Origin of the sequence: Pseudomonas sp. Root569 (assembly GCF_001427465.1) — a bacterium.
GTDB lineage: Bacteria > Pseudomonadota > Gammaproteobacteria > Pseudomonadales > Pseudomonadaceae > Aquipseudomonas > Aquipseudomonas synxantha.
The window spans coordinates 355,873-377,817 of record NZ_LMGQ01000025.1 but is presented as its reverse complement, the minus strand read 5'-3'; the positions used below and the strand labels follow the sequence as shown (position 1 = coordinate 377,817).

The following is a 21,945-nucleotide window of genomic DNA, read 5'->3' as shown; positions in this document are numbered from 1 at the left end:
TAGGACGGTTTGTCTGGACGTCTAATTGTTTGTTTTTGCTGGAGGTAGGTGATTTAGAATTTTCCAAGTTGTCTCTGATGTTGGTTTTAAGCTTTTTTGTATAAACAGATGAACGGTCTGTTTTTAACCAGTAATAGAGTCTGGTTGCTCTAACGGTAGACGCCGCCAGCCGACGCGAAATGGGTGGACGGGTGCCTTTTACTGAATCAAGCGAAACGGCAGCAATCAGGATTTGATCCAGAGGGCAGCGCCGCCTTGGCAGAATCGACCAAGCGGGCTGCCGCTGCCGCCCGTTTGCCGTTATACTCGCCGGCTTTCAAAAGTTCGCCAACGAGTGCTGCCCGCCATGGAAATCAACCCGATCCTTAACACCATCAAGGACCTGTCCGAGCGCTCCGAAACTATTCGGGGGTATCTTTGACTACGATCAAAAGCATGAGCGTCTGACCGAGGTCAACCGCGAGCTTGAAGATCCGAGTGTCTGGAACAAACCTGAATACGCCCAGGAGCTGGGGCGCGAGCGCTCTGCGCTGGCGCAGATCGTCGATACCCTCGATGAACTGAACACTGGCCTGGGCGATTGCCGTGACCTGCTGGACATGGCCGTCGAGGAAAACGACGAAGGCGCAGTGGGCGATGTCGTCGCCGAGCTGGCCCGTCTTGAGGAAAACCTCGCCAAGCTTGAGTTCCGCCGCATGTTCAGCCATGAAATGGACCCGAACAACGCCTACCTGGACATCCAGGCCGGTTCCGGCGGCACCGAGGCCCAGGACTGGGCCAACATCCTGTTGCGCATGTACCTGCGCTGGGCCGACAAGCGCGGTTTCGACGCGACCATCATGGAACTGTCCGCCGGTGAAGTCGCCGGTATCAAGGGCGCGACCGTGCATATCAAGGGTGAATACGCCTTTGGCTGGCTGCGTACCGAGATCGGTGTACACCGCCTTGTGCGCAAGAGCCCGTTCGACTCCGGCAACCGTCGCCACACCTCGTTCTCTGCGGTGTTCGTCTCGCCCGAGATCGACGACAAGGTGGAAATCGAGATCAACCCGGCCGACCTGCGCATCGATACCTACCGTTCCTCCGGTGCTGGTGGTCAGCACGTAAACACCACTGACTCGGCCGTACGTATCACCCACGTACCGACCAACACCGTGGTCAGCTGCCAGAACGAGCGTTCCCAGCATGCCAACAAGGACACCGCCATGAAAATGCTGCGGGCCAAGTTGTACGAGCAGGAAATGCAGAAGCGCAATGCCGCTTCCCAAGCGCTGGAAGACACCAAGTCGGATATCGGCTGGGGTCACCAGATCCGTTCGTACGTGCTCGATGCGTCGCGGATCAAGGATCTGCGCACCAACATCGAACGCAGCGACTGTGACAAGGTGCTCGACGGCGATATCGACGAATACCTGGAAGCCAGCCTGAAATCCGGCCTGTAACACCCTATGTGGGAGCGGGCTTGCCCGCGATCCCCAGGCCGCAGGCCTGGGGGCAACGAACCTGTGATGGAAAATTTAAAGACATGAGCGACCAACAACTCGACCCGCAAGCCCTGCAACAGGAAGAAAACTCCCTGATCGCCCTGCGCAAGGAAAAGCTTGCTGCCGAGCGCGCCAAGGGTAATGCCTTCCCCAATGACTTCCGCCGCGACAACTACTGCGATGCCTTGCAGAAGCAGTACGCGGACAAGACCAAGGAAGAGCTGGCAGAGGCTGCGATCCCGGTCAAGGTGGCAGGTCGCATCATGCTCAACCGTGGCTCGTTCATGGTGATCCAGGACATGACCGGGCGTATCCAGGTCTACGTCAACCGCAAGACCCTTTCCGAAGAAACCCTGGCCTCGGTGAAAACCTGGGACATGGGCGACATCATCGCCGCCGAGGGCACCCTGGCCCGTTCCGGCAAGGGCGACCTGTACGTCGAGATGACCAGCGTGCGCCTGCTGACCAAGTCCCTGCGTCCGCTGCCGGACAAACACCACGGCCTGACCGACACCGAGCAGCGTTATCGCCAGCGCTATGTCGACCTGATCGTCAACGAAGACGTGCGCCAGACGTTCCGCGTGCGTTCGCAAGTCATTGCGCACATCCGCAGCTTCCTGATGCAGCGTGACTTCCTCGAAGTGGAAACGCCGATGCTGCAAACCATCCCAGGTGGTGCCGCAGCCAAGCCGTTCGAAACCCACCATAACGCCCTGGACATGGAAATGTTCCTGCGCATCGCGCCTGAGCTGTACCTCAAGCGCCTGGTTGTCGGCGGTTTCGAGAAAGTGTTCGAGATCAACCGCAACTTCCGTAACGAAGGTGTCTCGACCCGTCACAACCCTGAATTCACCATGTTGGAGTTCTACCAGGCCTACGCCGATTACGAAGACAACATGGACCTGACCGAAGAACTGTTCCGCGAGCTGGCACAGCTGGTCCTGGGCAGCACCGACGTGCCGTACGGCGACAAGGTGTTCCATTTCGGCGAGCCGTTTGTGCGTCTGTCGGTGTTCGACTCGATCCTCAAGTACAACCCTGAGCTGACGGCTGACGACCTCAATGACATCGACAAGGCCCGCGCCATCGCCAAGAAAGCCGGGGCCAAGGTGCTGGGTTTCGAAGGCCTGGGCAAGTTGCAGGTGATGATTTTCGAAGAACTGGTGGAGCACAAGCTGGAACAGCCGCACTTCATTACCCAGTACCCGTTCGAAGTGTCGCCGCTGGCCCGTCGCAACGACGACAACCCGAACGTCACCGACCGTTTCGAGCTGTTCATTGGTGGCCGTGAAATCGCCAACGCCTACTCCGAGCTTAACGACGCGGAAGATCAGGCCGAGCGCTTCATGGCCCAGGTGGCCGACAAGGACGCCGGCGATGACGAAGCCATGCACTACGACGCCGACTTTGTACGTGCCCTGGAATACGGCATGCCGCCCACCGCCGGTGAAGGCATCGGTATCGACCGGCTGGTGATGTTGTTGACCAACTCGCCGTCGATCCGCGACGTGATCCTGTTCCCGCACATGCGGCCACAAGCGTAACCGTAGCGAAAACCGAAGCCGCCTTTTATAAGGCGGCTTTTTTATGTGGCGTATTCAAGCGTCAAGCGAACAGCGCCAGGTTTTGATCTATTCAAGGATGTGTTTGGTGAACCGCGTAATGGCTCAAGAAGGTGCCGCCGGCATAGCTGCTGCCGTGGCTGAAAGCGTTCAATATCAAGGCCGCAAGGCCAGCCGCCGGGGCAGTGAGCAACGCCGCCAGGACATTCTCGATGCGGCCATGCGCATCGTGGTGCGCGAAGGCGTACGCGCCGTGCGCCATCGGGCCGTGGCCGCCGAGGCCGGCGTGCCGCTGTCGGCCACTACCTACTATTTCAAGGATATCGACGACCTGCTTACCGACACCTTCGCCCAGTACGTCGAACGCAGTGCCGCGTTCATGGGCAAGCTGTGGGTGCGCAACGAGGGCTTGCTGCGCGAGATGGTTGCCTATGGCGATGGCAGCCCACAGTCGCGTTCGCAACTGGCCGATGACATCGCCCGGCTGACCGCCGACTACGTGCTGCGCCAACTGACCAACCGTCGCGAATACCTGATGGCCGAACAGGCCTTTCGCCAAGAGGCGCTGTTGAACCCGCGCCTGGCCGAGCTGGTGCGTTCCCACCAGCAGATCCTGTTGCAGGGCACCGGGCAGTTTTTCCAGGTATTGGGCTCCCGTGAGCCGCAACAGGATGCCAAAGTGTTGACGGCTATTATCAGTCGGATGGAATATCAGGGCCTGCTTGGCGGCCCAGAGCCGCTGACCGGCGAAGAGATGCTTGAAATCCTCAAGCGTTACATGCATTTGGTGCTGGCTTCGGTCTGACACCGGGGGATGTCCAATGAAAGTCTGGCGCGTCGCGGTAATCGCCTTGTTGGTCCTGTTGCTCAGCGGTTGCCTGGTGACTTTCAAGGAACCATTGCCGACGGCTGAAGCCGCGCCAGAGGCTCTGCTAGGCAAGTGGGCCAGTAGGAATGCCTGGGGCGAGCCGCTCAACCTGCAGATCACCCGTGCCGGCGAGCATCGTTATAAAGCGGTGAGCTACCCTAAAGCCAAGCCGGGCCAGCGCGATGAGTATCTGTTTAGCGTCTCGCGCCACGGCAGCCGCTGGTATCTGTCGGCGCCGCTGCCTGCAAGACTGGGCGGGCATTTCATCCTGGCGGGCTTTGAGTTTGATGAAAAGCACGAACTGGTGGTCTACAACCTCGACCTCGAACAGATCCACCAAGCCATTGGCCAGCAGGCCTTGCACGGCGGCACTGTAGACACCGTCGAAGGCGCCGGTGTGCTGGTGGACAGCCCCATGGACCAGGTGTTTGCCTACCTGGATGACCCGGCCAATGCCGATGTGTTCGTTGAAGCCGTGCGCTACCGGCGCGTGGGTAAATAACGTTTAAAGAGGAAGCACCGGGTGGACGAATACCAGCAGACGATACGCACCTTGTCCGATCGCATTGTGCTGGCGCAAACACCGATCCGTGTCCTCGATGCGGTGAAATGGGACGAGAATATCCGCCAGGGATTTCTCAAGGCCAAGGGCAAGGCCATGCCTGCCGTAGACCGCGATTACTACCTGAACCGGCCTCTGTCGTTCGACTCCAGTGCGGTCAAGCTGGAGTTCCAGAACATCGAGCGCGACATCACCCGTCGCCTTGGGCAGTTCAGCCCGGTGGGGCAGATCATGCGTCGCATGTGCCGTGAATACCGCATGGTGGTGCGCATGCTCGAAGCACGCGGCACCGAGGATTTCGGCCTGATCTCCCAGGAGCTGTATGGCGCCGCTTCCGATGCCTTCCACGCCGGCGACCCGACCCTGGCGGACCTGGGCCTGATGCTGTCCGACTACCTGAACAATATCGATGGCCGTGGCGACCTTAAGGACGAAGCCAAGACCCTCACGGCCAAGGATGCGGTCAGCCTGCTGCAAACGCGCTTGAACAAGGTATTTGGTGAAGCGGAGGAAACCATCCGGGTGTTCGAGTCCGACGGGATCGTCGCCGATGCGGCAGCCGGCGCCGACTACATCAAGATCCGCGCCGACGCGATGTTCAACGACCGTGACGTGCGCGCCCTGGAGGTGCATGAAGGGCTGGTGCATGTGGGCACCACCCTCAATGGCCAGAACCAGCCGATCTGCACGTTCCTGTCAAAGGGCCCGCCGTCGTCCACCGTGACCCAGGAAGGCCTGGCGATCCTGATGGAAATCATCACCTTCGCCTCTTACCCCAGCCGCCTGCGCAAGTTGACCAACCGCACCCGCGCCATCCACATGGTGGAGGAGGGCGCCGACTTCTTGCAGGTGTTCGAGTTCTTCCGCGAGCAAGGCTTTGAAATGGCCGAGAGCTATGGCAACGCCAGCCGGGTATTCCGTGGCTCGGTGCCGACCGGACTGCCGTTTACCAAGGATTTGTCCTACCTCAAGGGCTTTATCATGGTCTACAACTACATCCAGCTTGCTGTGCGTAAAGGTAAGCTGGAGCAAGTGCCGTTGTTGTTCTGCGGCAAGACCACCCTGGAAGACATGCGGACCCTGCGCCAACTGGTCGATGAAGGCCTGGTGATACCGCCCAAATACCTGCCGGAGCAGTTCCGCGACATGAACGCGCTGGCGGCGTGGATGTGCTTCTCCAACTTCCTCAACCATTTGAGCCTGGACCGGATCGAGGCGGATTACTCCAATATCCTTTAGGGGGTCTCCAAGGGACTTCATATTTGTTAGCGAGGTTTCAACGGATGAGAATCCTCGGCATTCTATGCCTGCTACTTACACTCAATGGCTGCAGCTCCTTGCTGTTCTACCCTGAACCCGGCCTGCCGTTTACGCCGGAAAAAGCCCGCCTGCAATACCGCGACGTCACCCTCACCACCGCCGACGGCATCAAGCTCCACGCCTGGTGGCTGCCGGCCAAACCCGGTGTGCCGCTCAAGGGCACGGTGCTGCACCTGCACGGCAACGGCGGCAACCTGTCCTGGCACCTGGGTGGCAGTTGGTGGTTGCCCGAGCAGGGCTATCAAGTGCTGCTGCTGGACTATCGCGGCTATGGACTCTCGCAAGGCAAGCCGTCGTTGCCGGCAATCTATCAGGATATCGACGCCGCGTTCAGCTGGATCGACAAGGCGCCCCAAACCCAGGGCCAACCGCTGATTGTGTTGGGCCAAAGCCTGGGCGGCGCACTGGCCGTGCATTACCTGGCAGCCCATCCGGAGCGTCAAAGCCAACTCAAGGCCTTGGTGCTGGACGGTGTGCCGGCCAGTTATCGTGACGTAGGACAATTCGCCCTGAGCACTTCATGGTTAACCTGGCCATTCCAGGTTCCCTTGTCTTGGTTGGTGCCCGACGCCGACAGTGCGATCAACACCATGCCCCAGTTGACCGGCGTGCCAAAACTGCTATTTCACAGTCTGGATGACCCGATCGTGCCGGTGTCCAATGGGCTGCGCCTGTATCAAGCGGCCCCACCGCCAAGGGTGCTGCAACTGACCCGGGGCGGCCATGTGCAGACTTTTGCCGACAAGACCTGGCAAACCGTGATGCTGCGTTACCTGGACGATCCACAGCATTTCAATGGCCTGCGTCGCCTTGGCGAAATCCCGAATTATCCAACCTCTAAAGTTGATCCATCAGAGAGCCCGCAATGAGTGAAGAACGCAACATGATCCCGCTGATCCTCACCGGTATCTGCACCATCATCGGCACCGTCGGCTGCCTGTGGTACTACGGCTATCTGCATTTCGCCAAGCCGGAGGATGCGTTGCTGCTCAGTGACTTCACCATGCTCAAGACCTTGCCGGGTGAGGATTACAAAATATCCCTGACGCCCGCCGCGCAAGTGGCGCAGTGCGTGGACGGTGTGTTGGTGATGTTTGATACCGAACAGAAAGGCTTGAGCGGCGTACTGGTGAACAACAAGAAGCAGGCCGTTCGTTGCATGGGGCAGGAAACCCCGCAACTGCAACAGTGAACTGCACTACCGCCTTTGTGGGAAAGCCCTTTGATAGATGCCGATTAGTCAGTCAAGGCCGGTCGGAACCGTTACAGGCCGGAACCACTTTGACGCGTTTGCCACAGATGGGGACTGATCGGCGTGGCTGATCAGCCCACCGTATTAATTAATCTGGAGTACGCGTTTTATGGCTGGTATCAGTGGTGTGCAGGGCGCAGGCAATGTTGGCAACCCAGGTAGCGTCGGCGGTCCCCAGCAGGACCTTGCCCAGCAAATTCAGGACATTAGGCAACAAATAGATGCCAAGCTTGCCGAAGGTTCCCAAGGTGGCCAAGCGGGTGGCGGTAGCAACGGGGCTGGCGGTGCTCAAGGCGGTGGAGGTGCCGAAGGAGCAGAGAGTGGTCTCAGCCTCGAAGAGCTGCTCGAAAAACTGAAGCAATTGCTTGAACTATTCAATCAAAACGCCCAAGGCGCACAGAATGGCGCGCAAGATCCGGGTCAGGTCCCGGCGGGTGGGGCCGAGAGCCAAGGCCCGGTCGCCTGGTAATCGACGACTCGTCACACACTCGCCCGCTATAGCCGGGTTTAACATGCATGCAGGGATGAACCTGGCCGGGCCGGCCGGTTAATACTGTGGGCGTGCGCAACGAAATTATCTGGAACCGTTTTGCGTAAAAATGCCACACAGGGCGATGTAACTTACACAGAGCGGGGGCCGGAAAGCAGTGATAGACATTGATGCGATACGCAATATGGTGGCCATGTGCAGGGCGCATCAGGCGTTGGAGCGAGAGGACGCGCACCATCGGGCACGTAACAAGTCGGAAGGTAGCTCATCGGACAGCTCCCATAATGGAAAGATGATAATGCCACCGGATGAAGATACTGATCGTCCGATCAAATTTTCCTAATCAAAAAACCCACCGCTTCTGGTGGGTTTTTTAATTTTCAATCCGCGACAAATACGGTAGGAGCCCGCACGGTACGGCCTGCAGGCACGACGTGCCGTGATCAAACCCCCCGCTTGGAAGACTGGCATGCCAGCCATAGTTTATTACCAGGATATACGGTCGGGAACTGATAGTTGTCAGCGACCACTGTTATAGCTGCCAGGAAATCAAATCTGGACGTGTGGGAAAATCATTAGGAGTAAAGCGATGAGATTAGACTCATTGATGAACACGATGTTCATGAACACCATAGGGACCATGTCCAATGCGTGGAACGTTGTCACAGGGCAGAACACAGGCTGGCGGCGCCCTCCAGGAAAAAATACATATAATTACAATAGCTACCAATCGAGCGCGCGCCCCATGTATACAGGCACTCAACCTTCTACTCGCGGGTCAGCTCAGTACAGGGGGGTATCCCCTGGGGTTCAGCCATCAGCGTCACGTCGGCCGCCTACAGTCAACTACATAAGCTATGTGTTCAACACCAACTATGTTTACGTCGGAGGTTTAAAGTCTGGTCAAGTTGGCGTGCATGTCAATAACGGTAATAACAGCATGAACGGGGGTAATTTTGGCAATTATGGAAATAACGGCAATAGTGGAAGTCATAGCCGTTATTCCAATCACGGCAGCAACGGAAATCCTGCAAACCTAATGATGAATGGCAATAGCCAGGCTCGGCCAATTCAAGCGTGAAATCCATCGCCCTTGACGGGGGCAAGAGCACTGCCTTGCTTGGACTTGATGTTTAGAGCGCTCGCAATGAAAGGCTCAGTGCAATACGCCAGTCACGAACCGACACCCTACAGGCTGCGCAATGCGCCTCGTGTGTGTGAATTTATAAAGTAGTTATTCTATTTGAAAGGAGAAAGTATCAAGATGAATTATTTAATGGCCTCGCGATATGCACAAGATGCTGCTTTTTATCCACGTTATCCTCATGAGTACGCCGGGAAAACAGCGCCAGGACAGCGGGTGTGGGGGAGTAGGCATAATAATGGCAGTGACGGTAATTATGGCAATTATGGGAATAACGGAAACAGCGGGAGCTGTAGCCGCTATGAAAACCATGGTCATAACGGCAATGACAGGATTAGTCAGTTCGTGCAAACATCTGACGGCTACGGTGGCTACCGCAGCCACCGAGGTTACGCAAGCTACGGCAACTCTGGGAACTACGGAAATTACGGGAATAACGGTAACTCCGGCAGCTATAGCAGCTATATTAACTCCGGTCAGAACGGCAACCGCAGTAACGGTTATCTCAGTTACTAAAGACTAAAAGCGGTTTTAGATAGGTAAAAAAAAGCCCCGTCTATCAAGACGGGGCTTTTTCCAGGCAACGGATCAGTTGGCTACGGAAGACCGTGGCTTGACCGGCTGGTTATCGTTGGAGATGGTAACTTCAACGCGACGGTTCATGGCACGGCCAGACACGCTGCCGTTGTCGGCAACCGGGTATTCCTTGCCGTAGCCCTGGGTCACGATGCGCGAGATGTCCACGCCTTGTTGAGCCAGTGCACGTTGTACGGAAGCGGCACGACGCTCGGACAGGCTCTGGTTGTACGAGTCCGAACCGGTGCTGTCGGTGTAGCCTTCAACGATGACTTTACGGTCCGGATTATCGCGCAGGAACTGAGCCAGCTTGGTGATGTTCACCAGGCCGCTGGATTTCAGGTCGGACTTGTTGGTAGCGAACAGCACATCACCGAAAGTCACCAGGGTGCCACGGTCGGTCTGCTTGGCATTCAAGCTGTTTTGCAGTTGCTTGATCTGCGCATCACGGGCGTCGAGCAGGGCGCGGGCACGTTCGTCGCCGGCGTTTTTCAGCTTGGCTTCGTTTTCGCGCAGGGCGATGGTGTCCTTGGCGACTTCAACGCGCTGGTTGGTCAGGTAGGCGAGTTGGTCGACCTTCTTCTCGTCTTCCTTGTCGCGGTACGCCTTGTCAGCCTTGTCCAGCCATTCGCTGGCGTCTTTGGTTTCCAGTGCTGCCAGCTTGGTGGCTTGCGGGTTGGTTTGCAGGGCCGAGAAGTTGGTCCGTGCATTTTCCAGGTTCGCGTTCGGCGGGGTGGAGCAGGCCGCCAAGGCAACGCTCATCGCCAGCAGGGCAGGGATCATCAGTTGTTTACGCATAGTCGTGTCGTCCTTTCAATTCGATATCAGGTGCGATGCAGTCAAGGGGCTGCGGCTTACTTCTGCTGGATAGCAGCCGGGCGCATGCCTTCCTTACGCAGCTCTTCAACAGCCTTCTGGGAGTCCTTCACAGCCTGTTCAGCCTTGGCAGCCTGGGCTTTACGCTCAGCGACGCGAGCGTCCCACTCGGCCTGCTCAGCCAACATACGAGCCTTGTCGTAGTTCTTGTCGTGCATGGCCAGTTCAGCTTCCTTGAGCTTGTCCTGGGCCGCCTTCATTTCCACGGCAGCGTACTCGGTGCCGCCGGCGCTCACGGCGCTGTTGACAGCCGATTGAGTCACGGCGTACTGCTCGGTTGGAGGGTTGCCGGCGCAGCCCGCCAGAACGAAGCTGGTGCCGATTGCCAGCGCGGCCAATTTGAGCCCGCGCAGGTGGTTAAACGAGGATTTGGCAGTGCTGGTGTTCATCGTCTTCAACTCCATTGGATAACTCCTGAAAAACATCAAAATCCATCGTGGCGTATCGATTGCGGCCCCGGCGATAAAGCACATGACGCCAGTTTCAAACGACCGTTCCAAGTGATGGCTTACTGGCTGTGACCGGCGGCTTTTTTCAAAAGTTCAGAGAAGATGGCGATTTGCCTAAAAAAATATCTGACTGATCGGTCAGCGTTTAAACATGGAACTTTCAGTGCTCGCAGAGGTAGACCGAGCCTCTAAGAGGCCCGGAATACTTGATTCAGATGGGCATTGCGGGTGTATATCAGTGCTTTTGTTCGTCGGCACTGGCTGACAGATCATGCAGATAACGGCGCGACAGGCTAAGAAAACGTGGAGTGGGCCCGACGTCTTCATACAGCGGGTCACCTTCCTCGTCGGTGGCAATCACTTGCTGGCCCTTGATATAGGGGAAGCTGGCTTCCAGCTCTTCCAGGGCGGCACCGATCAGCTCTCCGAGCAATTCCTCGGTGTGGCGCTTGGGGTACATCTCGGCAAGGGCAGCCAAGCGTGCTGCGGATTCCACGTCCAGATGAATCGCGTATTCAGTCTGGGTCAGGCGACCCTTGGCGGTTTCTTCCCAGTGCTGGGGCAGTTCTCGAATCTTCATGGCAACCTCAATGAGCCTGCGATGGCAGGCGGTGATGAGTGACCAGCCGCCTGCTTGGATAACGTGGCGGCTCACTCTTGAGACTAGCTGTCAGCCACAAGGTTTAAAGTCGTTTGCGTTCGGTCTTGTCAGATACCGACGCGGGCGGCACTCTGGGACACCTGCGCGTCCCGGATTTCTGGCTGGAGATTGGCTGATGAGTGATATCGATGCACGCTTGCGTGAGGATGTTCACCTGCTGGGTGAGCTGTTGGGCAACACCATTCGAGAGCAGTACGGCGATGATTTCCTCGATAAGATCGAGCAGATCCGCAAAGGCGCCAAGGCCGATCGTCGCGGCGCTGGCGATGAACTGAGCACCCGTCTGAACCAGTTGCAGGAAGACGAATTGCTGCCCGTGGCCCGGGCCTTCAATCAGTTCCTCAACCTGGCCAACATTGCCGAGCAATATCAGTTGATTCATCGGCGCGATGAGTCGCAACCCGCGCCGTTCGAATCCCGAGTCTTGCCGGAGTTGCTGGCCCGTCTGCAAGGCGAGGGGCACAGCAATGAATCCCTGGCCCGCCAGTTGGCACGGTTGGAGATTGAGCTGGTGCTCACCGCCCACCCCACTGAAGTGGCTCGCCGCACCCTGATCCAGAAATACGATGCAATCGCCGCGCAACTGGCCTTGCAGGATCACCGCGACCTCACCAGTGCCGAGCGCGAGCAGATCCGCACACGCCTGCAACGACTGATCGCCGAAGCCTGGCATACCGAGGAAATCCGCCGCGTCCGGCCCACCCCGGTTGACGAAGCCAAATGGGGCTTCGCGGTCATCGAGCATTCGCTGTGGCACGCCATCCCCAATTACCTGCGCAAGGCTGACCAGGCCCTGTTTGCCGCTACCGGGCTGCGCCTGCCCCTGGAGGCAGCGCCGATTCGCTTTGCATCGTGGATGGGCGGCGACCGTGACGGCAACCCGAATGTAACCGCGCCGGTCACCCGCGAAGTGCTGTTGTTGGCACGCTGGATGGCGGCTGACTTGTATTTGCGCGACATCGACCACCTGGCCTCCGAGTTGTCGATGCAACAAGCCAGCCCGGCGTTGCAGGCCAAGGTTGGCGACAGCGTCGAGCCCTATCGAGCCTTGCTTAAGCAACTGCGTGAGCGCCTGCGTGCGACGCGCCAGTGGGCCCACACGTCGTTGACCGCCACCACAGCGGCGCCTGCCGAGGTGTTGCAGGACAACCGCGACCTACTGGACCCGCTGGAGTTGTGCTACCAGTCGCTGCATGAATGCGGCATGGGCGTGATTGCCGATGGCCCGCTGCTCGACTGCCTGCGACGCGCCGTGACCTTCGGCCTGTTCCTGGTGCGCCTGGATGTGCGCCAGGATTCCAGCCGCCATTGCGCGGCCATGACCGAAATCACCGACTACCTGGGCCTCGGCCGTTATGAGGACTGGGACGAAGACGCGCGCATCAGCTTCCTCACCCAGGAGCTGGCCAATCGTCGGCCTCTGCTGCCGGGCTATTTCAAGCCGTCGGCGGACACCGCCGAAGTGTTGAATACCTGCAAGGAAATCGCCGCCGCACCGGCGGCATCATTGGGTTCGTACGTTATCTCCATGGCGGGCGCCGCGTCGGATGTGCTGGCGGTGCAGTTGCTGCTCAAAGAGTCGGGCGTACAACGGCCGATGCGCGTGGTGCCGCTGTTCGAGACCCTGGCCGACCTGGATAACGCCGGGCCGGTGATGGAGCGGCTATTGCAACTGCCGGGCTATCGCGCACGGTTGCAGGGCCCGCAGGAAGTAATGATCGGCTACTCGGACTCGGCCAAGGACGCCGGTACCACCGCTGCGGCCTGGGCGCAGTACCGGGCGCAGGAGCGGTTGGTGGATATTTGCCGCGAGCAGCAGGTGGAGCTGCTGCTGTTCCACGGTCGCGGCGGCACGGTCGGCCGTGGCGGCGGCCCGGCTCACGCGGCGATCTTGTCGCAGCCACCGGGCTCGGTGGCGGGGCGGTTCCGTACGACTGAACAAGGCGAGATGATTCGCTTCAAATTCGGCCTGCCGGATATTGCCGAGCAAAACCTCAACCTCTACCTGGCTGCCGTGCTGGAAGCGACGTTGTTGCCACCGCCGCCACCGGAACCAGCCTGGCGTCATCTGATGGATGAGTTAGCGGCCGATGGTGTCAGCGCTTACCGTGCCGTGGTACGGGAAAACCCGCAATTCGTCGAATACTTTCGCCAGTCCACCCCGGAGCAGGAACTGGGCCGGTTGCCCCTGGGCAGTCGTCCGGCCAAGCGCCGGGCCGGCGGTATTGAAAGCCTGCGTGCCATTCCGTGGATTTTCGGCTGGACCCAGACGCGCCTTATGCTGCCCGCCTGGCTCGGTTGGGAAGCGGCATTGAGCAAGGCGCTGGAGCGCGGTGAAGGCCCGTTGCTGGGGCAGATGCGTGAACAGTGGCCGTTCTTCCGCACGCGCATCGACATGCTGGAAATGGTGTTGGCCAAGGCGGATGCCGATATCGCCCGTCTTTATGATGAGCGCCTGGTGCAGGTGGACCTGCTGCCATTGGGCGCGCATTTACGCGACCTATTGTCGCAGGCGTGTGGCGTGGTGCTTGGCCTGACCGGGCAGTCTCAGCTGCTGGCCCATAGCCCCGACACTCTGGAGTTCATCCGCCTTCGCAACACCTACCTCGACCCTTTGCACTTGTTGCAGGCCGAGTTGCTGGCACGTTCGCGTCAACAGGAGGCGGCGCAAGACAGCCCTCTGGAACAGGCGCTGCTGGTGTCCGTCGCCGGTATTGCCGCCGGTTTGCGCAACACCGGTTGAGGTTTCTTGCGAGTTCTCAACGGCTTGCGGATAAACCCCGATGACCGCCCTGAAAAGGGCGGTCATCGTTTGAGAGGGCGGGTTGCGCTCAGGCACACCCCGTCGCTGACGCATGCCGGGCGCGGGTTTCTCCTACTTTTGGCGGCTTGTATGGTAAGGGCCCGCTGTGTATCTTGATCAGCCTTTGGCCGTTTGATCGGCCTGGAACCACATTTTTACGAGATTGGCCCCACGCGGCGAATCCGAGCGTCATCTCTATAAAAAATTGAGGAGCACATCGATGCGCGTCATTCTGCTGGGAGCTCCCGGGGCCGGTAAAGGTACTCAGGCAAAGTTCATCACTGAAAAATTCGGCATTCCGCAAATCTCCACCGGCGACATGCTGCGTGCGGCCGTCAAGGCTGGCACCGAGCTGGGCCTGATCGCCAAGAGCGTGATGGACAGCGGTGGCCTGGTCTCCGATGACCTGATCATCAACCTGGTCAAGGAACGCATCAGCCAGGACGATTGCAAGAACGGTTTCCTGTTCGACGGCTTCCCACGCACTATTCCCCAGGCTGAAGCCCTGGTTAAGGCGGGTGTGGAGCTGGACGCCGTGGTCGAAATCGCGGTTGAAGATGAAGAAATCGTCCAGCGTATTGCCGGCCGCCGTGTCCACGAAGGCTCGGGCCGCGTTTACCACATCGTCTACAACCCGCCAAAAGTGGAAGGCAAGGACGATGTCACCGGCGAAGACCTGGTGCAGCGCAAAGACGACACCGAAGAAACCGTGCGTCATCGCCTGTCGGTCTATCACTCCCAGACCAAGCCGCTGGTGGATTTCTACCAGAAGCTGTCCGCAGCCCAAGGCAAGCCGAAGTACAGCCATATCCCTGGCGTGGGCTCGGTAGAAGCCATCACCGCCAAGGTGCTGCAAGCATTGAGCTGATCCAGTCATCGGCTTTACCTACAACGGCCCGCTTGCGGGCCGTTGTTGTTTATACTGGCGCACTTTTTTTCCGACTTGGACACCTACACCGATGAGCACCCTGCTGGCCCTGGACACCGCGACTGAAGCTTGCTCCGTTGCCTTGCTGCACGATGGCAAGGTAACGAGCCACTACGAGGTGATCCCGCGCCTGCATGCGCAGAAGCTGTTGCCGATGATCAAGCAGTTGCTTGAAGACGCCGGCACCACCCTGGCGTGTGTGGATGCCATCGCCTTCGGTCGTGGCCCCGGTGCCTTTACCGGCGTGCGTATTGCCATCGGCGTGGTGCAGGGCCTGGCCTTTGCATTGGAGCGTCCGGTATTGCCGGTGTCCAACCTCGCCGTGCTGGCCCAGCGCGCATTGCGTGAACATGGCGCCACGCAAGTGGCGGCGGCGATTGATGCGCGCATGGATGAAGTTTATTGGGGTTGCTACCGCCAGACCGCCGGCGAAATGCGCCTTGTGGGTGTGGAAGCGGTACAGGCGCCGCAAGTGGTGACATTACCGGATGACGCCAGTGGGGATTGGTTTGGTGCCGGCACGGGCTGGGGTTATGGCGAACGCATCAAGGTGCAGTTGGCAGGACGGGACGCTGCGATGTTGCCCCATGCCGAAGATTTGCTGGCATTGGCACGGTTCGCATTCGAGCGCGGCGAGGCCATTGCGGCAGATCAGGCTGCACCGGTTTACCTGCGCGATAAAGTGGCGCAGACCAAGGCCGAACGCGGAATTATTTGACGTCAAGAATGTAGGCATTCGGTGGCAAATTTCGCCAATCGTCAGAATTTGCCGCAGTTTTTAAACCTTTTACGAATTATGTGTTCTAGTTATCACCAGAGCATTTGCGCACCACGGAAAGTGCCGCTAAATTGCCATCATTGATACCGAGTCTGCATGTATGCGTATAGACGGCTTTTCCTCACAGTCCTACCCACTCAAGCGTAAGCCGCGCAAGGCGAACGTGACGGTAGATGATTCGGTCGAGGATTCGCCGGACTTCATCGAAGTCCACTCTGAGTCGCCCTCCCGCGCCCAAAGTGCTGGCGGCGCCCGTACCAGCGGCGTTCCCGCCCGTCAGCAAGACATGGTCTTCCCCCGCTCCATGAGCAAAAGCGTTGCCACCGCCTTGGCCAGCTACCTGACCACTGCCGGTTTCGTCGAGTGGGATATGGAAGTTCTGGGTCTCGATATCCATATCTGATGAGGTTGCCTTACTACATCGGCTGCCCGTCCTGGAGTGAAAACGCCTGGCGCGAATACCTGTATCCCCTGGATGCTCGCTCCGGCGATTACCTCGGGCTCTACTCCCAGGTCTTCAACGCTGTTGAAGGCAATACCACATTCTATGCTCGCCCCTCGGCCGCCACAGTACAGCGCTGGGCTGACATCATGTCCGATGACTTTCGCTTCACCGCCAAATTCCCCGGGGATATCAGCCATGCCGGCGACTTGCGTGAGCAATTGCCGGCGGCCGAAAGTTTTGTCGGGCTGATGAGCCCTCTGGGCGCGCGCGTTTCGCCGCTGTGGCTGCAACTTTCCAAGGGTTTTACACCGCAACGCCTCCCTGAGCTGGCCGGGTTCCTTGATGGCATTGATCGTCCGCTGGCCGTGGAGGTCAGGCATGAGCAGTTCTTCGCCAAAGGCGACGCCGAACGCATGCTCAACCGCCTTTTGCGTGACCGTGGCGTCGAACGCATCTGCCTGGATCCCCGTGCCCTGTTCAGTTGCACCTCCACGTCGGCGGCGGTGCTGCATGCCCAGGCAAAAAAGCCCAAGGTGCCACCGCGCCCGGCGGCGCTGACCCAGTTTCCCCAGGTGCGTTTTATCGGCCATCCGCAGCTTGAGGCCAACGACCCGTTCCTGATCCCGTGGGTGGAAAAGATCGCCAGCTGGATCGAAGAGGGGCGTACGCCCTACATGTTCCTGCACACCTCGGATAACCGCCTCGCCGCACAACTGGCCCTGCGCTTTCACGCCAAGCTGATGGTGCGCCTGCCCGGGTTGCCGCCGCTGCCCACCTTGCACCGAGCGCCCGAAGCGGAGCAACTGGGGTTACTCTAAGGCTCCTTTTCTCGCCAGGAGTCAGTCATGGATGCCCAAACCCTACGCGCCGAAACCTTCAAGGCCCTGCATGAACGTGACCGCGCGTTTGTGATGCCCAACCCCTGGGATGCGGGCTCCGCGATCATGCTCGCCAGCCTGGGCTTCGAGGCGCTGGCCACCACCAGCGCGGGTTATGCATTCAGCCTGGGGCGGCCGGATGCGCAGGGCGCTCTGACCCTCGAGGACACCCTGCTCAATGCTGAAATGATCGCCAACGCCACCACTCTGCCGGTCGCGGCGGACCTGGAAAACGGCTTCAGTGATACCCCCGAAGGCTGCGCCCAGGCCATCTTGCGGGCGGCGGCCAGCGGGATTGTCGGTGGCTCCATCGAAGATGCCACGGGCATTGCCGTAGACCCGATCTATCCCTTCGATCTGGCGGTTGAACGTGTGGAGGCCGCCGTCGCCGCCGCCCGCAGTTTGCCATTCCCCTTCACCCTGACCGCCCGCGCAGAAAATCTCCTGCACGGTCACCTGGATCTGCCGGACACCCTCAGGCGCCTGCAGGCCTTTGCTGAGGTCGGTGCCGACGTGCTTTACGCCCCGGGCTTGCGCAGCGCCGAAGAGGTGCTGGCGGTGGTCAAGGCTGTGGCGCCTAAACCCGTGAATGTGTTGATGTCCGGTTGCCTTAAGCTCAGCGTGGCGCAGTTGAGCGCGATGGGCGTCAAGCGCATCAGCGTCGGCTCGGCCATGGCGTTGGCGGCGTATGGCGAGTTCTATCGCGCTGCCCGGGAAGTCCATGAACAGGGCACATTCACCTTTACCGAGCGTTCGATGTCTTATGCCCAGGCCACTCAATTCTTCAAGGCCTGAGCCGTGGGCGGGATAAAAGTGTTGGGTGCGTTGCTATTGCTGGCGTGCGCGTTCGCGCTGGGAGTTTGGCGGGGCTGGGTGCCGATGCCGGCTGAATGGAATCCCTGGGCACCTTTGGATGTGCGCGCCAGCCCGAACCTGCTGACGCGCTACAAGCTCAGCCGTTTGCAAGATGATCCGGCGCTGTGCGACCAGGTATTGCAAACCTCCGGCCTGCGGGTAAGTCGCCAGGCGGACACCGCGGCCGATACGGCGTGCCCCTTGCGCAATATCTTGCGGGTGCAGGGCGCTGACGTTGTCTTGAGCAGCAGCTTTCTCGCCAGTTGCCCGCTGGCCGTGGCGTTCGCCTTGTTCGAGCGCCACAGCCTGCAACCGGCGGCCCAGGCGATTTTTGGCCAACGGGTGAGTCGCGTCGAGCATTTGGGCAGCTTTGCCTGTCGCAATGTCTACAACCGAGCCGAAGGGCGACTCAGTCAGCACGCCTCGGCCAATGCCCTGGACATCGCCGGTTTTCGCCTGGCGGATGGGCGCAGCATCAGCGTGCTCAAGGATTGGCCGGGGGAGGGTGACGGTGCGCGGTTCCTGCGCCAGGTACGCGATGGCGCTTGTGATGATTTCAACGTGGTATTGAGCCCGGACTACAACGCGGCGCATCGCAACCACTTTCATCTGGATATGGGGCGGTGGTGGGCGTGTCGCTGAGGTTTAAGCGGCCAGGCGCAGGTTTTGGGTAACCAGCGGGCGTGCCCAGTAGTAGTCGAAATCCAAGGCCTTTTGTTGTGCCACAAGCTCTTCTTCAGGGTACGGCGTAGCAGCTGGTGGCAACAGATCCAGTTCGAACTCGGCAATTGGCAAATGCAGTGGGCGTGGCTGCGGCGCCGGGCCTGGGGCTGGCAGCGGTTGGCCGGCATTCAGGACAATCGGCCGTACCCAGCCACTATCGAAATCCTGCAGGCGCTGCTGGGCGATGATTTCGTCTTCCGGGAACGGTGTCGCGGCCGGTGGCAGTAGCTCGGTTTCGAATTCGGCAATCGGCAGGAACAGCGGTTCGGGCGGCGCGATCTCGGTGTCTTTGACCTCGCACTCGCGTTGGGTGAGGATCTGCGACAACAGGTCGGCGCCTTCACTGGGCTCGACCGCTGGGTCCAGCGGTGCTGGCGCCTTGGCGGCCAGCGCCTGCGGCGTTTCACCGAGCTGCTCGGCCAATGCCCGGGCGAAGAAGTCCTGCCACACATGACTCACCCCGGCCAGCGCTTGGGTATTGCGCAGGCCGTAATGGTTGTGGGTCGGCAGTACACCGATGGTTAGAGGAAGAATGTCTGACATTTTTCTCGGTCGTCGCTCAGCTCTGGCAAAATACCTGACTGTTGTTTTTATCGGCCGTTTTTGGCCGATCCTTAATATTTTCGAGCGTAGCGATTGATGAGCGAACAACCAGCGGCCAGCCGCATCCAGGTCGAGGCGTTGGCCGACAGTTTCCAGGCCCGCGCCGAGCAGTGGGCTGCGCTGCTGGGCTTGCCCCTGCAGGTGGTGGATGCGGATTTTTCCCTGCAAGTCGGGGAACAGGGCCTGCAACTGCAACAGCTTGGGCCTGATGCGCCGGGGCCCGTGCGGGTCGACTTTGTCGAAGGAGGCGCGGCGCACCGGCGTCTATATGGCGGTGGCAGCGGGCAAATGATCGCCAAGGCCGTGGGCATCGCTCAAGGCGTGCGGCCCCGGGTACTGGACGCCACGGCCGGCTTGGGCAAGGATGCGTTCGTACTCGCCAGCCTGGGGTGCGAGATGAGCCTGATCGAGCGCCAGCCGTTGATCGGCGCCTTGCTCGAAGACGGTCTGGCACGCGCTGCGCAAGATGTTGAAGTGGCACCGATTGTGGCGCGCATGCAGTTGCTCAAGGGCAACTCCATCGACGTGATGCTCAATTGGGAGGGTGAGCCGCCGCAGGTGATCTACCTGGATCCGATGTTTCCGCACCGTGAGAAAACTGCCCTGGTAAAGAAGGAAATGCGCCTGTTCCGGCCGCTGGTAGGCGATGACCCGGATGCACCGGCGCTGCTCGCGGCTGCCCTGGCCCTGGCCAGCCACCGTGTGGTAGTCAAGCGCCCGCGCAAGGCGCCGTGCATTGACGGGCCGAAGCCGAGCCATGCGCTGGATGGCAAGTCCAGCCGTTATGACATCTATGCTAAAAAAGCCCTGAAACCCTGAGGCCGACCGCTCCCACGCAGGCGCGTGGGAACGATGGGTTCAAGGCCTGAATGCGCGCATAAACAACCTCACCACCTCCTGCACATGCTCTTCGGCCTCTACGGCGCTCAGTTGCCCACCGCAGCCGTACAGCAAGCGAAAATTCGCCGTGCCCTTGAGCAGGCAAAAGAAGTGTTCGGCTGCCTTGAACGGTTTATCGATGCGCAGGGCACCGCTCTGGTCAATCTTGCCGAGCAGGCGCTCCATGCCTTGCAGCATGCGCATGGGGCCGGCTTCAAAGAAGATCTGTGAGAGTTTCACGTCCTGATTGCCGGTGGTCATCATCAGGCGATGCAGGTTCACCGACTCCTCGCTGTTGATCAGCCGATGGAAGCCACGTGCGATGTTCAACAGCACAGTCTCGACGGGCATGCCTGCGGGTAGCTCGAAGTACATCACCGGCAATTGCTCTTCACACTTGGCCACCACCGCGGCAGTGAACAACGTCTCTTTGTCGGTGAAATGGCTGTATACGGTGAGTTTCGATACGCCGGCCGCCAGGGCCACGGCATCCATGCTGGTGTTCGCGTAACCGTTGCTCAAGAACAGGGACTTCGCCGCTTCGAGGATTGCCTGGCGTTTTGCCATGTCCTTGGGACGCCCGGGGCTGGCGGTGTTCACAGGATTGTCGGACATTTTTACCTTTAATACTGGACTGGCGAGTTTGGTATTAATAACATACCGGCCAGTATAATTATTCCTAGCTCTATTTGCGAAAGGTCCTTCAGCATGCGCAGCGCCGTCCTGCCCCTTGCTTTGCCTGTCAGTCTGGTCTTCCTGTTAGCCGCCTGCGGCCATGAAGAAGCGACCCAAACCAGCGTCCGCCCAGCCATGGTGGTACAACCGCAACCCTCGGCGCAGGCAATGGACAGTTACCCTGGCGAGGTGCGTGCCCGTTATGAGCCAGACCTGGCCTTTCGCATCGGTGGCAAAGTCAGCAAGCGCCTGGTGGAGGAGGGGGAGCGGGTCAAGGCCAACCAGCCGCTTGCCGAACTCGACCCCCAAGATGTGCGCCTGCAACTGGAAGCCACCCGTGCCCAAGTGGCTGCCGCCGAGGCCAACCTGAGCCTGGTGCGCGCAGAGCGTGATCGCTACAAGACCCTGATGGATCGTCAGATGGTCAGCCGTTCGCAGTACGACAATTCCGAAAACCTCTACCGAGCGGGTGAAGCACGCCTGAAGCAGATCAAGGCCGAGCACGAAGTCTCGAGCAACCAGGCCGGCTACGCCGTGCTGCGTGCGCCCCAGGACGGGGTGGTCGCCAAGCGTGCAGTGGAAGTGGGCCAAGTGGTCTCCGCTGGCCAGACGCTGTTCACCCTGGCCACCGATGGCGAGCGTGAGGTATTGATCAGCCTGCCCGAACATGGCTTTGGCCGTTTCAAGATTGGCCAAGCGGTGTCGGTGGAATTGTGGAGCCAGCCGGATCAACGCTTCGCCGGGCGCATTCGTGAGCTGTCACCTGCCGCCGATCCGAAATCACGCACCTTCGCCGCTCGCGTGGCCTTCACGGGTGGCAAAGTACCCGCCGAGCTGGGCCAAAGTGCCCGTGTGTTCATACAAGCTGACGGTGTCATTCCACTGTCGGTGCCGCTGTCTGCCCTCAGCGCTGAGAATGGCGCGTCCTACGTCTGGCGCGTACAGCCGGACAACACGCTTGAGCGCACCCCGGTGCGCATTGGCGCTTTCGGTGAAAAAACCGTGCCGGTACTGGAAGGCTTGACCCCCACCGACTGGGTGGTTGCCGCAGGCGTGCATGTGCTCCATGAGGGCCAGCAAGTGCGCCCGGTGGATCGCTCCAACCGAGTGGTGAATCTGGCGGCCAAGGAGTAG

The 21,945-nt window shown here is 59.6% G+C and carries 23 protein-coding genes; 18 read left to right on the top strand and 5 right to left on the bottom strand.

All coding sequences use genetic code 11. The features are described 5' to 3' along the window. Positions 1-346 precede the first annotated feature (346 nt). The 9 genes from prfB to ASD70_RS22040 all read left to right on the top strand — a co-directional run bounded on the left by prfB (position 347) and on the right by ASD70_RS22040 (position 9,198). Positions 347-1,442 (top strand): peptide chain release factor 2 gene (gene prfB, locus ASD70_RS22080; protein WP_108240705.1). Its coding sequence is split into 2 segments (ribosomal slippage): positions 347-418 and positions 420-1,442, totalling 1,095 coding nucleotides; the frame shifts between segments, so codons are not numbered across the junction. 83 nt (positions 1,443-1,525) lie between these two features. Next, positions 1,526-3,028 carry a lysine--tRNA ligase gene (gene lysS, locus ASD70_RS22075; RefSeq protein WP_046071251.1) on the top strand — a complete coding sequence of 501 codons (1,503 nt, stop codon included), beginning with the start codon at positions 1,526-1,528 and terminating at the stop codon, positions 3,026-3,028. 106 nt (positions 3,029-3,134) lie between these two features. Further along, on the top strand, positions 3,135-3,851 hold the full coding sequence (locus tag ASD70_RS22070) for a TetR/AcrR family transcriptional regulator (protein WP_056847467.1): 717 nt from the start codon (positions 3,135-3,137) through the stop codon (positions 3,849-3,851). Between the two features lie 16 nt (positions 3,852-3,867). Further along, positions 3,868-4,416 carry a lipoprotein gene (locus ASD70_RS22065; protein ID WP_046071253.1) on the top strand — a complete coding sequence of 183 codons (549 nt, stop codon included), beginning with the start codon at positions 3,868-3,870 and terminating at the stop codon, positions 4,414-4,416. A 21-nt stretch (positions 4,417-4,437) separates the two neighbouring features. Then, a complete protein-coding gene (locus tag ASD70_RS22060) occupies positions 4,438-5,715 on the top strand; it encodes a flavohemoglobin expression-modulating QEGLA motif protein (protein WP_046071254.1) in 1,278 nt (425 codons plus the stop codon). Between the two features lie 44 nt (positions 5,716-5,759). Next, the gene (locus ASD70_RS22055; RefSeq protein WP_056847453.1) at positions 5,760-6,665 is read left to right on the top strand and encodes an alpha/beta hydrolase; all 906 of its coding nucleotides are present in this window, start codon (positions 5,760-5,762) and stop codon (positions 6,663-6,665) included. Next, complete coding sequence (locus ASD70_RS22050) at positions 6,662-6,988, top strand: hypothetical protein (protein ID WP_056847452.1); 327 nt, start codon at positions 6,662-6,664, stop codon at positions 6,986-6,988. The genes ASD70_RS22055 and ASD70_RS22050 overlap by 4 nt, the downstream gene beginning before the upstream one ends. 169 nt (positions 6,989-7,157) lie before the next feature. Further along, positions 7,158-7,517, top strand: coding sequence for a hypothetical protein (locus tag ASD70_RS22045; RefSeq protein WP_056847451.1), 360 nt, complete (start codon positions 7,158-7,160; stop codon positions 7,515-7,517). Between the two features lie 1,285 nt (positions 7,518-8,802). Beyond that, complete coding sequence (locus ASD70_RS22040) at positions 8,803-9,198, top strand: hypothetical protein (protein WP_156382937.1); 396 nt, start codon at positions 8,803-8,805, stop codon at positions 9,196-9,198. Between the two features lie 72 nt (positions 9,199-9,270). Here the strand turns inward: ASD70_RS22040 and ASD70_RS22035 are convergent, their stop codons facing one another. The 3 genes from ASD70_RS22035 to ASD70_RS22025 all read right to left on the bottom strand — a co-directional run bounded on the left by ASD70_RS22035 (position 9,271) and on the right by ASD70_RS22025 (position 11,163). After that, entirely contained in the window at positions 9,271-10,056 is a 786-nt protein-coding gene (locus tag ASD70_RS22035; RefSeq protein WP_056847449.1) for an OmpA family protein, read from the bottom strand. Positions 10,057-10,112: 56 nt separating this feature from the next. Then, positions 10,113-10,538: a DUF4398 domain-containing protein gene (locus ASD70_RS22030; RefSeq protein WP_043050915.1), complete on the bottom strand. Its 426-nt coding sequence runs from the start codon at positions 10,536-10,538 to the stop codon at positions 10,113-10,115. A 280-nt stretch (positions 10,539-10,818) separates the two neighbouring features. Continuing rightward, positions 10,819-11,163 carry a hypothetical protein gene (locus ASD70_RS22025; protein WP_046071258.1) on the bottom strand — a complete coding sequence of 115 codons (345 nt, stop codon included), beginning with the start codon at positions 11,161-11,163 and terminating at the stop codon, positions 10,819-10,821. A gap of 196 nt (positions 11,164-11,359) precedes the next feature. On the opposite strand from ASD70_RS22025, the gene ppc reads away from it, so the two are divergent. The 7 genes from ppc to ASD70_RS21990 all read left to right on the top strand — a co-directional run bounded on the left by ppc (position 11,360) and on the right by ASD70_RS21990 (position 18,573). Beyond that, positions 11,360-13,987 carry a phosphoenolpyruvate carboxylase gene (ppc, locus tag ASD70_RS22020; RefSeq protein WP_056847448.1) on the top strand — a complete coding sequence of 876 codons (2,628 nt, stop codon included), beginning with the start codon at positions 11,360-11,362 and terminating at the stop codon, positions 13,985-13,987. Between the two features lie 280 nt (positions 13,988-14,267). Beyond that, positions 14,268-14,915, top strand: coding sequence for an adenylate kinase (gene adk / locus ASD70_RS22015; protein ID WP_032893225.1), 648 nt, complete (start codon positions 14,268-14,270; stop codon positions 14,913-14,915). Positions 14,916-15,006: 91 nt separating this feature from the next. Beyond that, the gene (tsaB, locus tag ASD70_RS22010; protein WP_046071260.1) at positions 15,007-15,693 is read left to right on the top strand and encodes a tRNA (adenosine(37)-N6)-threonylcarbamoyltransferase complex dimerization subunit type 1 TsaB; all 687 of its coding nucleotides are present in this window, start codon (positions 15,007-15,009) and stop codon (positions 15,691-15,693) included. A gap of 160 nt (positions 15,694-15,853) precedes the next feature. Continuing rightward, the gene (locus ASD70_RS22005; RefSeq protein ID WP_046071261.1) at positions 15,854-16,156 is read left to right on the top strand and encodes a hypothetical protein; all 303 of its coding nucleotides are present in this window, start codon (positions 15,854-15,856) and stop codon (positions 16,154-16,156) included. After that, entirely contained in the window at positions 16,156-17,016 is an 861-nt protein-coding gene (locus tag ASD70_RS22000) for a DUF72 domain-containing protein (protein ID WP_056847447.1), read from the top strand. The genes ASD70_RS22005 and ASD70_RS22000 overlap by 1 nt, the downstream gene beginning before the upstream one ends. A gap of 27 nt (positions 17,017-17,043) precedes the next feature. Continuing rightward, on the top strand, positions 17,044-17,871 hold the full coding sequence (locus ASD70_RS21995; RefSeq protein ID WP_056847446.1) for an isocitrate lyase/PEP mutase family protein: 828 nt from the start codon (positions 17,044-17,046) through the stop codon (positions 17,869-17,871). 3 nt (positions 17,872-17,874) lie between these two features. Further along, positions 17,875-18,573 (top strand): extensin-like domain-containing protein, encoded by a 699-nt coding sequence (locus ASD70_RS21990; protein WP_056847445.1) that lies wholly within the window; start codon positions 17,875-17,877, stop codon positions 18,571-18,573. Between the two features lie 3 nt (positions 18,574-18,576). On the opposite strand, the gene ASD70_RS21985 is transcribed toward ASD70_RS21990, so the two are convergent. Continuing rightward, positions 18,577-19,197, bottom strand: coding sequence for a hypothetical protein (locus tag ASD70_RS21985; protein ID WP_046071265.1), 621 nt, complete (start codon positions 19,195-19,197; stop codon positions 18,577-18,579). Between the two features lie 96 nt (positions 19,198-19,293). Between ASD70_RS21985 and ASD70_RS21980 the strand changes: the two genes are divergently transcribed. Further along, on the top strand, positions 19,294-20,076 hold the full coding sequence (locus ASD70_RS21980; protein WP_046071266.1) for a class I SAM-dependent methyltransferase: 783 nt from the start codon (positions 19,294-19,296) through the stop codon (positions 20,074-20,076). A gap of 39 nt (positions 20,077-20,115) precedes the next feature. Here the strand turns inward: ASD70_RS21980 and ASD70_RS21975 are convergent, their stop codons facing one another. Next, on the bottom strand, positions 20,116-20,751 hold the full coding sequence (locus ASD70_RS21975) for a TetR/AcrR family transcriptional regulator (protein ID WP_046071267.1): 636 nt from the start codon (positions 20,749-20,751) through the stop codon (positions 20,116-20,118). Positions 20,752-20,844: 93 nt separating this feature from the next. On the opposite strand from ASD70_RS21975, the gene ASD70_RS21970 reads away from it, so the two are divergent. After that, a complete protein-coding gene (locus ASD70_RS21970; RefSeq protein WP_056847444.1) occupies positions 20,845-21,945 on the top strand; it encodes an efflux RND transporter periplasmic adaptor subunit in 1,101 nt (366 codons plus the stop codon).

Coding starts and splice junctions, on each gene's coding strand:
- adk (WP_032893225.1), top strand. CDS start 14,268: ATGCGCGTCATTCTGCTGGGAGCTCCCGGGGCCGGTAAAGGTACTCAG.
- ASD70_RS22000 (WP_056847447.1), top strand. CDS start 16,156: ATGAGGTTGCCTTACTACATCGGCTGCCCGTCCTGGAGTGAAAACGCC.
- ASD70_RS21985 (WP_046071265.1), bottom strand. CDS start 19,197: ATGTCAGACATTCTTCCTCTAACCATCGGTGTACTGCCGACCCACAAC.
- tsaB (WP_046071260.1), top strand. CDS start 15,007: ATGAGCACCCTGCTGGCCCTGGACACCGCGACTGAAGCTTGCTCCGTT.
- ASD70_RS22045 (WP_056847451.1), top strand. CDS start 7,158: ATGGCTGGTATCAGTGGTGTGCAGGGCGCAGGCAATGTTGGCAACCCA.
- ASD70_RS22035 (WP_056847449.1), bottom strand. CDS start 10,056: ATGCGTAAACAACTGATGATCCCTGCCCTGCTGGCGATGAGCGTTGCC.
- ppc (WP_056847448.1), top strand. CDS start 11,360: ATGAGTGATATCGATGCACGCTTGCGTGAGGATGTTCACCTGCTGGGT.
- ASD70_RS22040 (WP_156382937.1), top strand. CDS start 8,803: ATGAATTATTTAATGGCCTCGCGATATGCACAAGATGCTGCTTTTTAT.
- ASD70_RS22055 (WP_056847453.1), top strand. CDS start 5,760: ATGAGAATCCTCGGCATTCTATGCCTGCTACTTACACTCAATGGCTGC.
- ASD70_RS22030 (WP_043050915.1), bottom strand. CDS start 10,538: ATGGAGTTGAAGACGATGAACACCAGCACTGCCAAATCCTCGTTTAAC.
- ASD70_RS21970 (WP_056847444.1), top strand. CDS start 20,845: ATGCGCAGCGCCGTCCTGCCCCTTGCTTTGCCTGTCAGTCTGGTCTTC.
- ASD70_RS21975 (WP_046071267.1), bottom strand. CDS start 20,751: ATGTCCGACAATCCTGTGAACACCGCCAGCCCCGGGCGTCCCAAGGAC.
- ASD70_RS21980 (WP_046071266.1), top strand. CDS start 19,294: ATGAGCGAACAACCAGCGGCCAGCCGCATCCAGGTCGAGGCGTTGGCC.
- lysS (WP_046071251.1), top strand. CDS start 1,526: ATGAGCGACCAACAACTCGACCCGCAAGCCCTGCAACAGGAAGAAAAC.
- ASD70_RS21995 (WP_056847446.1), top strand. CDS start 17,044: ATGGATGCCCAAACCCTACGCGCCGAAACCTTCAAGGCCCTGCATGAA.
- ASD70_RS22065 (WP_046071253.1), top strand. CDS start 3,868: ATGAAAGTCTGGCGCGTCGCGGTAATCGCCTTGTTGGTCCTGTTGCTC.
- ASD70_RS22050 (WP_056847452.1), top strand. CDS start 6,662: ATGAGTGAAGAACGCAACATGATCCCGCTGATCCTCACCGGTATCTGC.
- ASD70_RS22025 (WP_046071258.1), bottom strand. CDS start 11,163: ATGAAGATTCGAGAACTGCCCCAGCACTGGGAAGAAACCGCCAAGGGT.
- ASD70_RS22005 (WP_046071261.1), top strand. CDS start 15,854: ATGCGTATAGACGGCTTTTCCTCACAGTCCTACCCACTCAAGCGTAAG.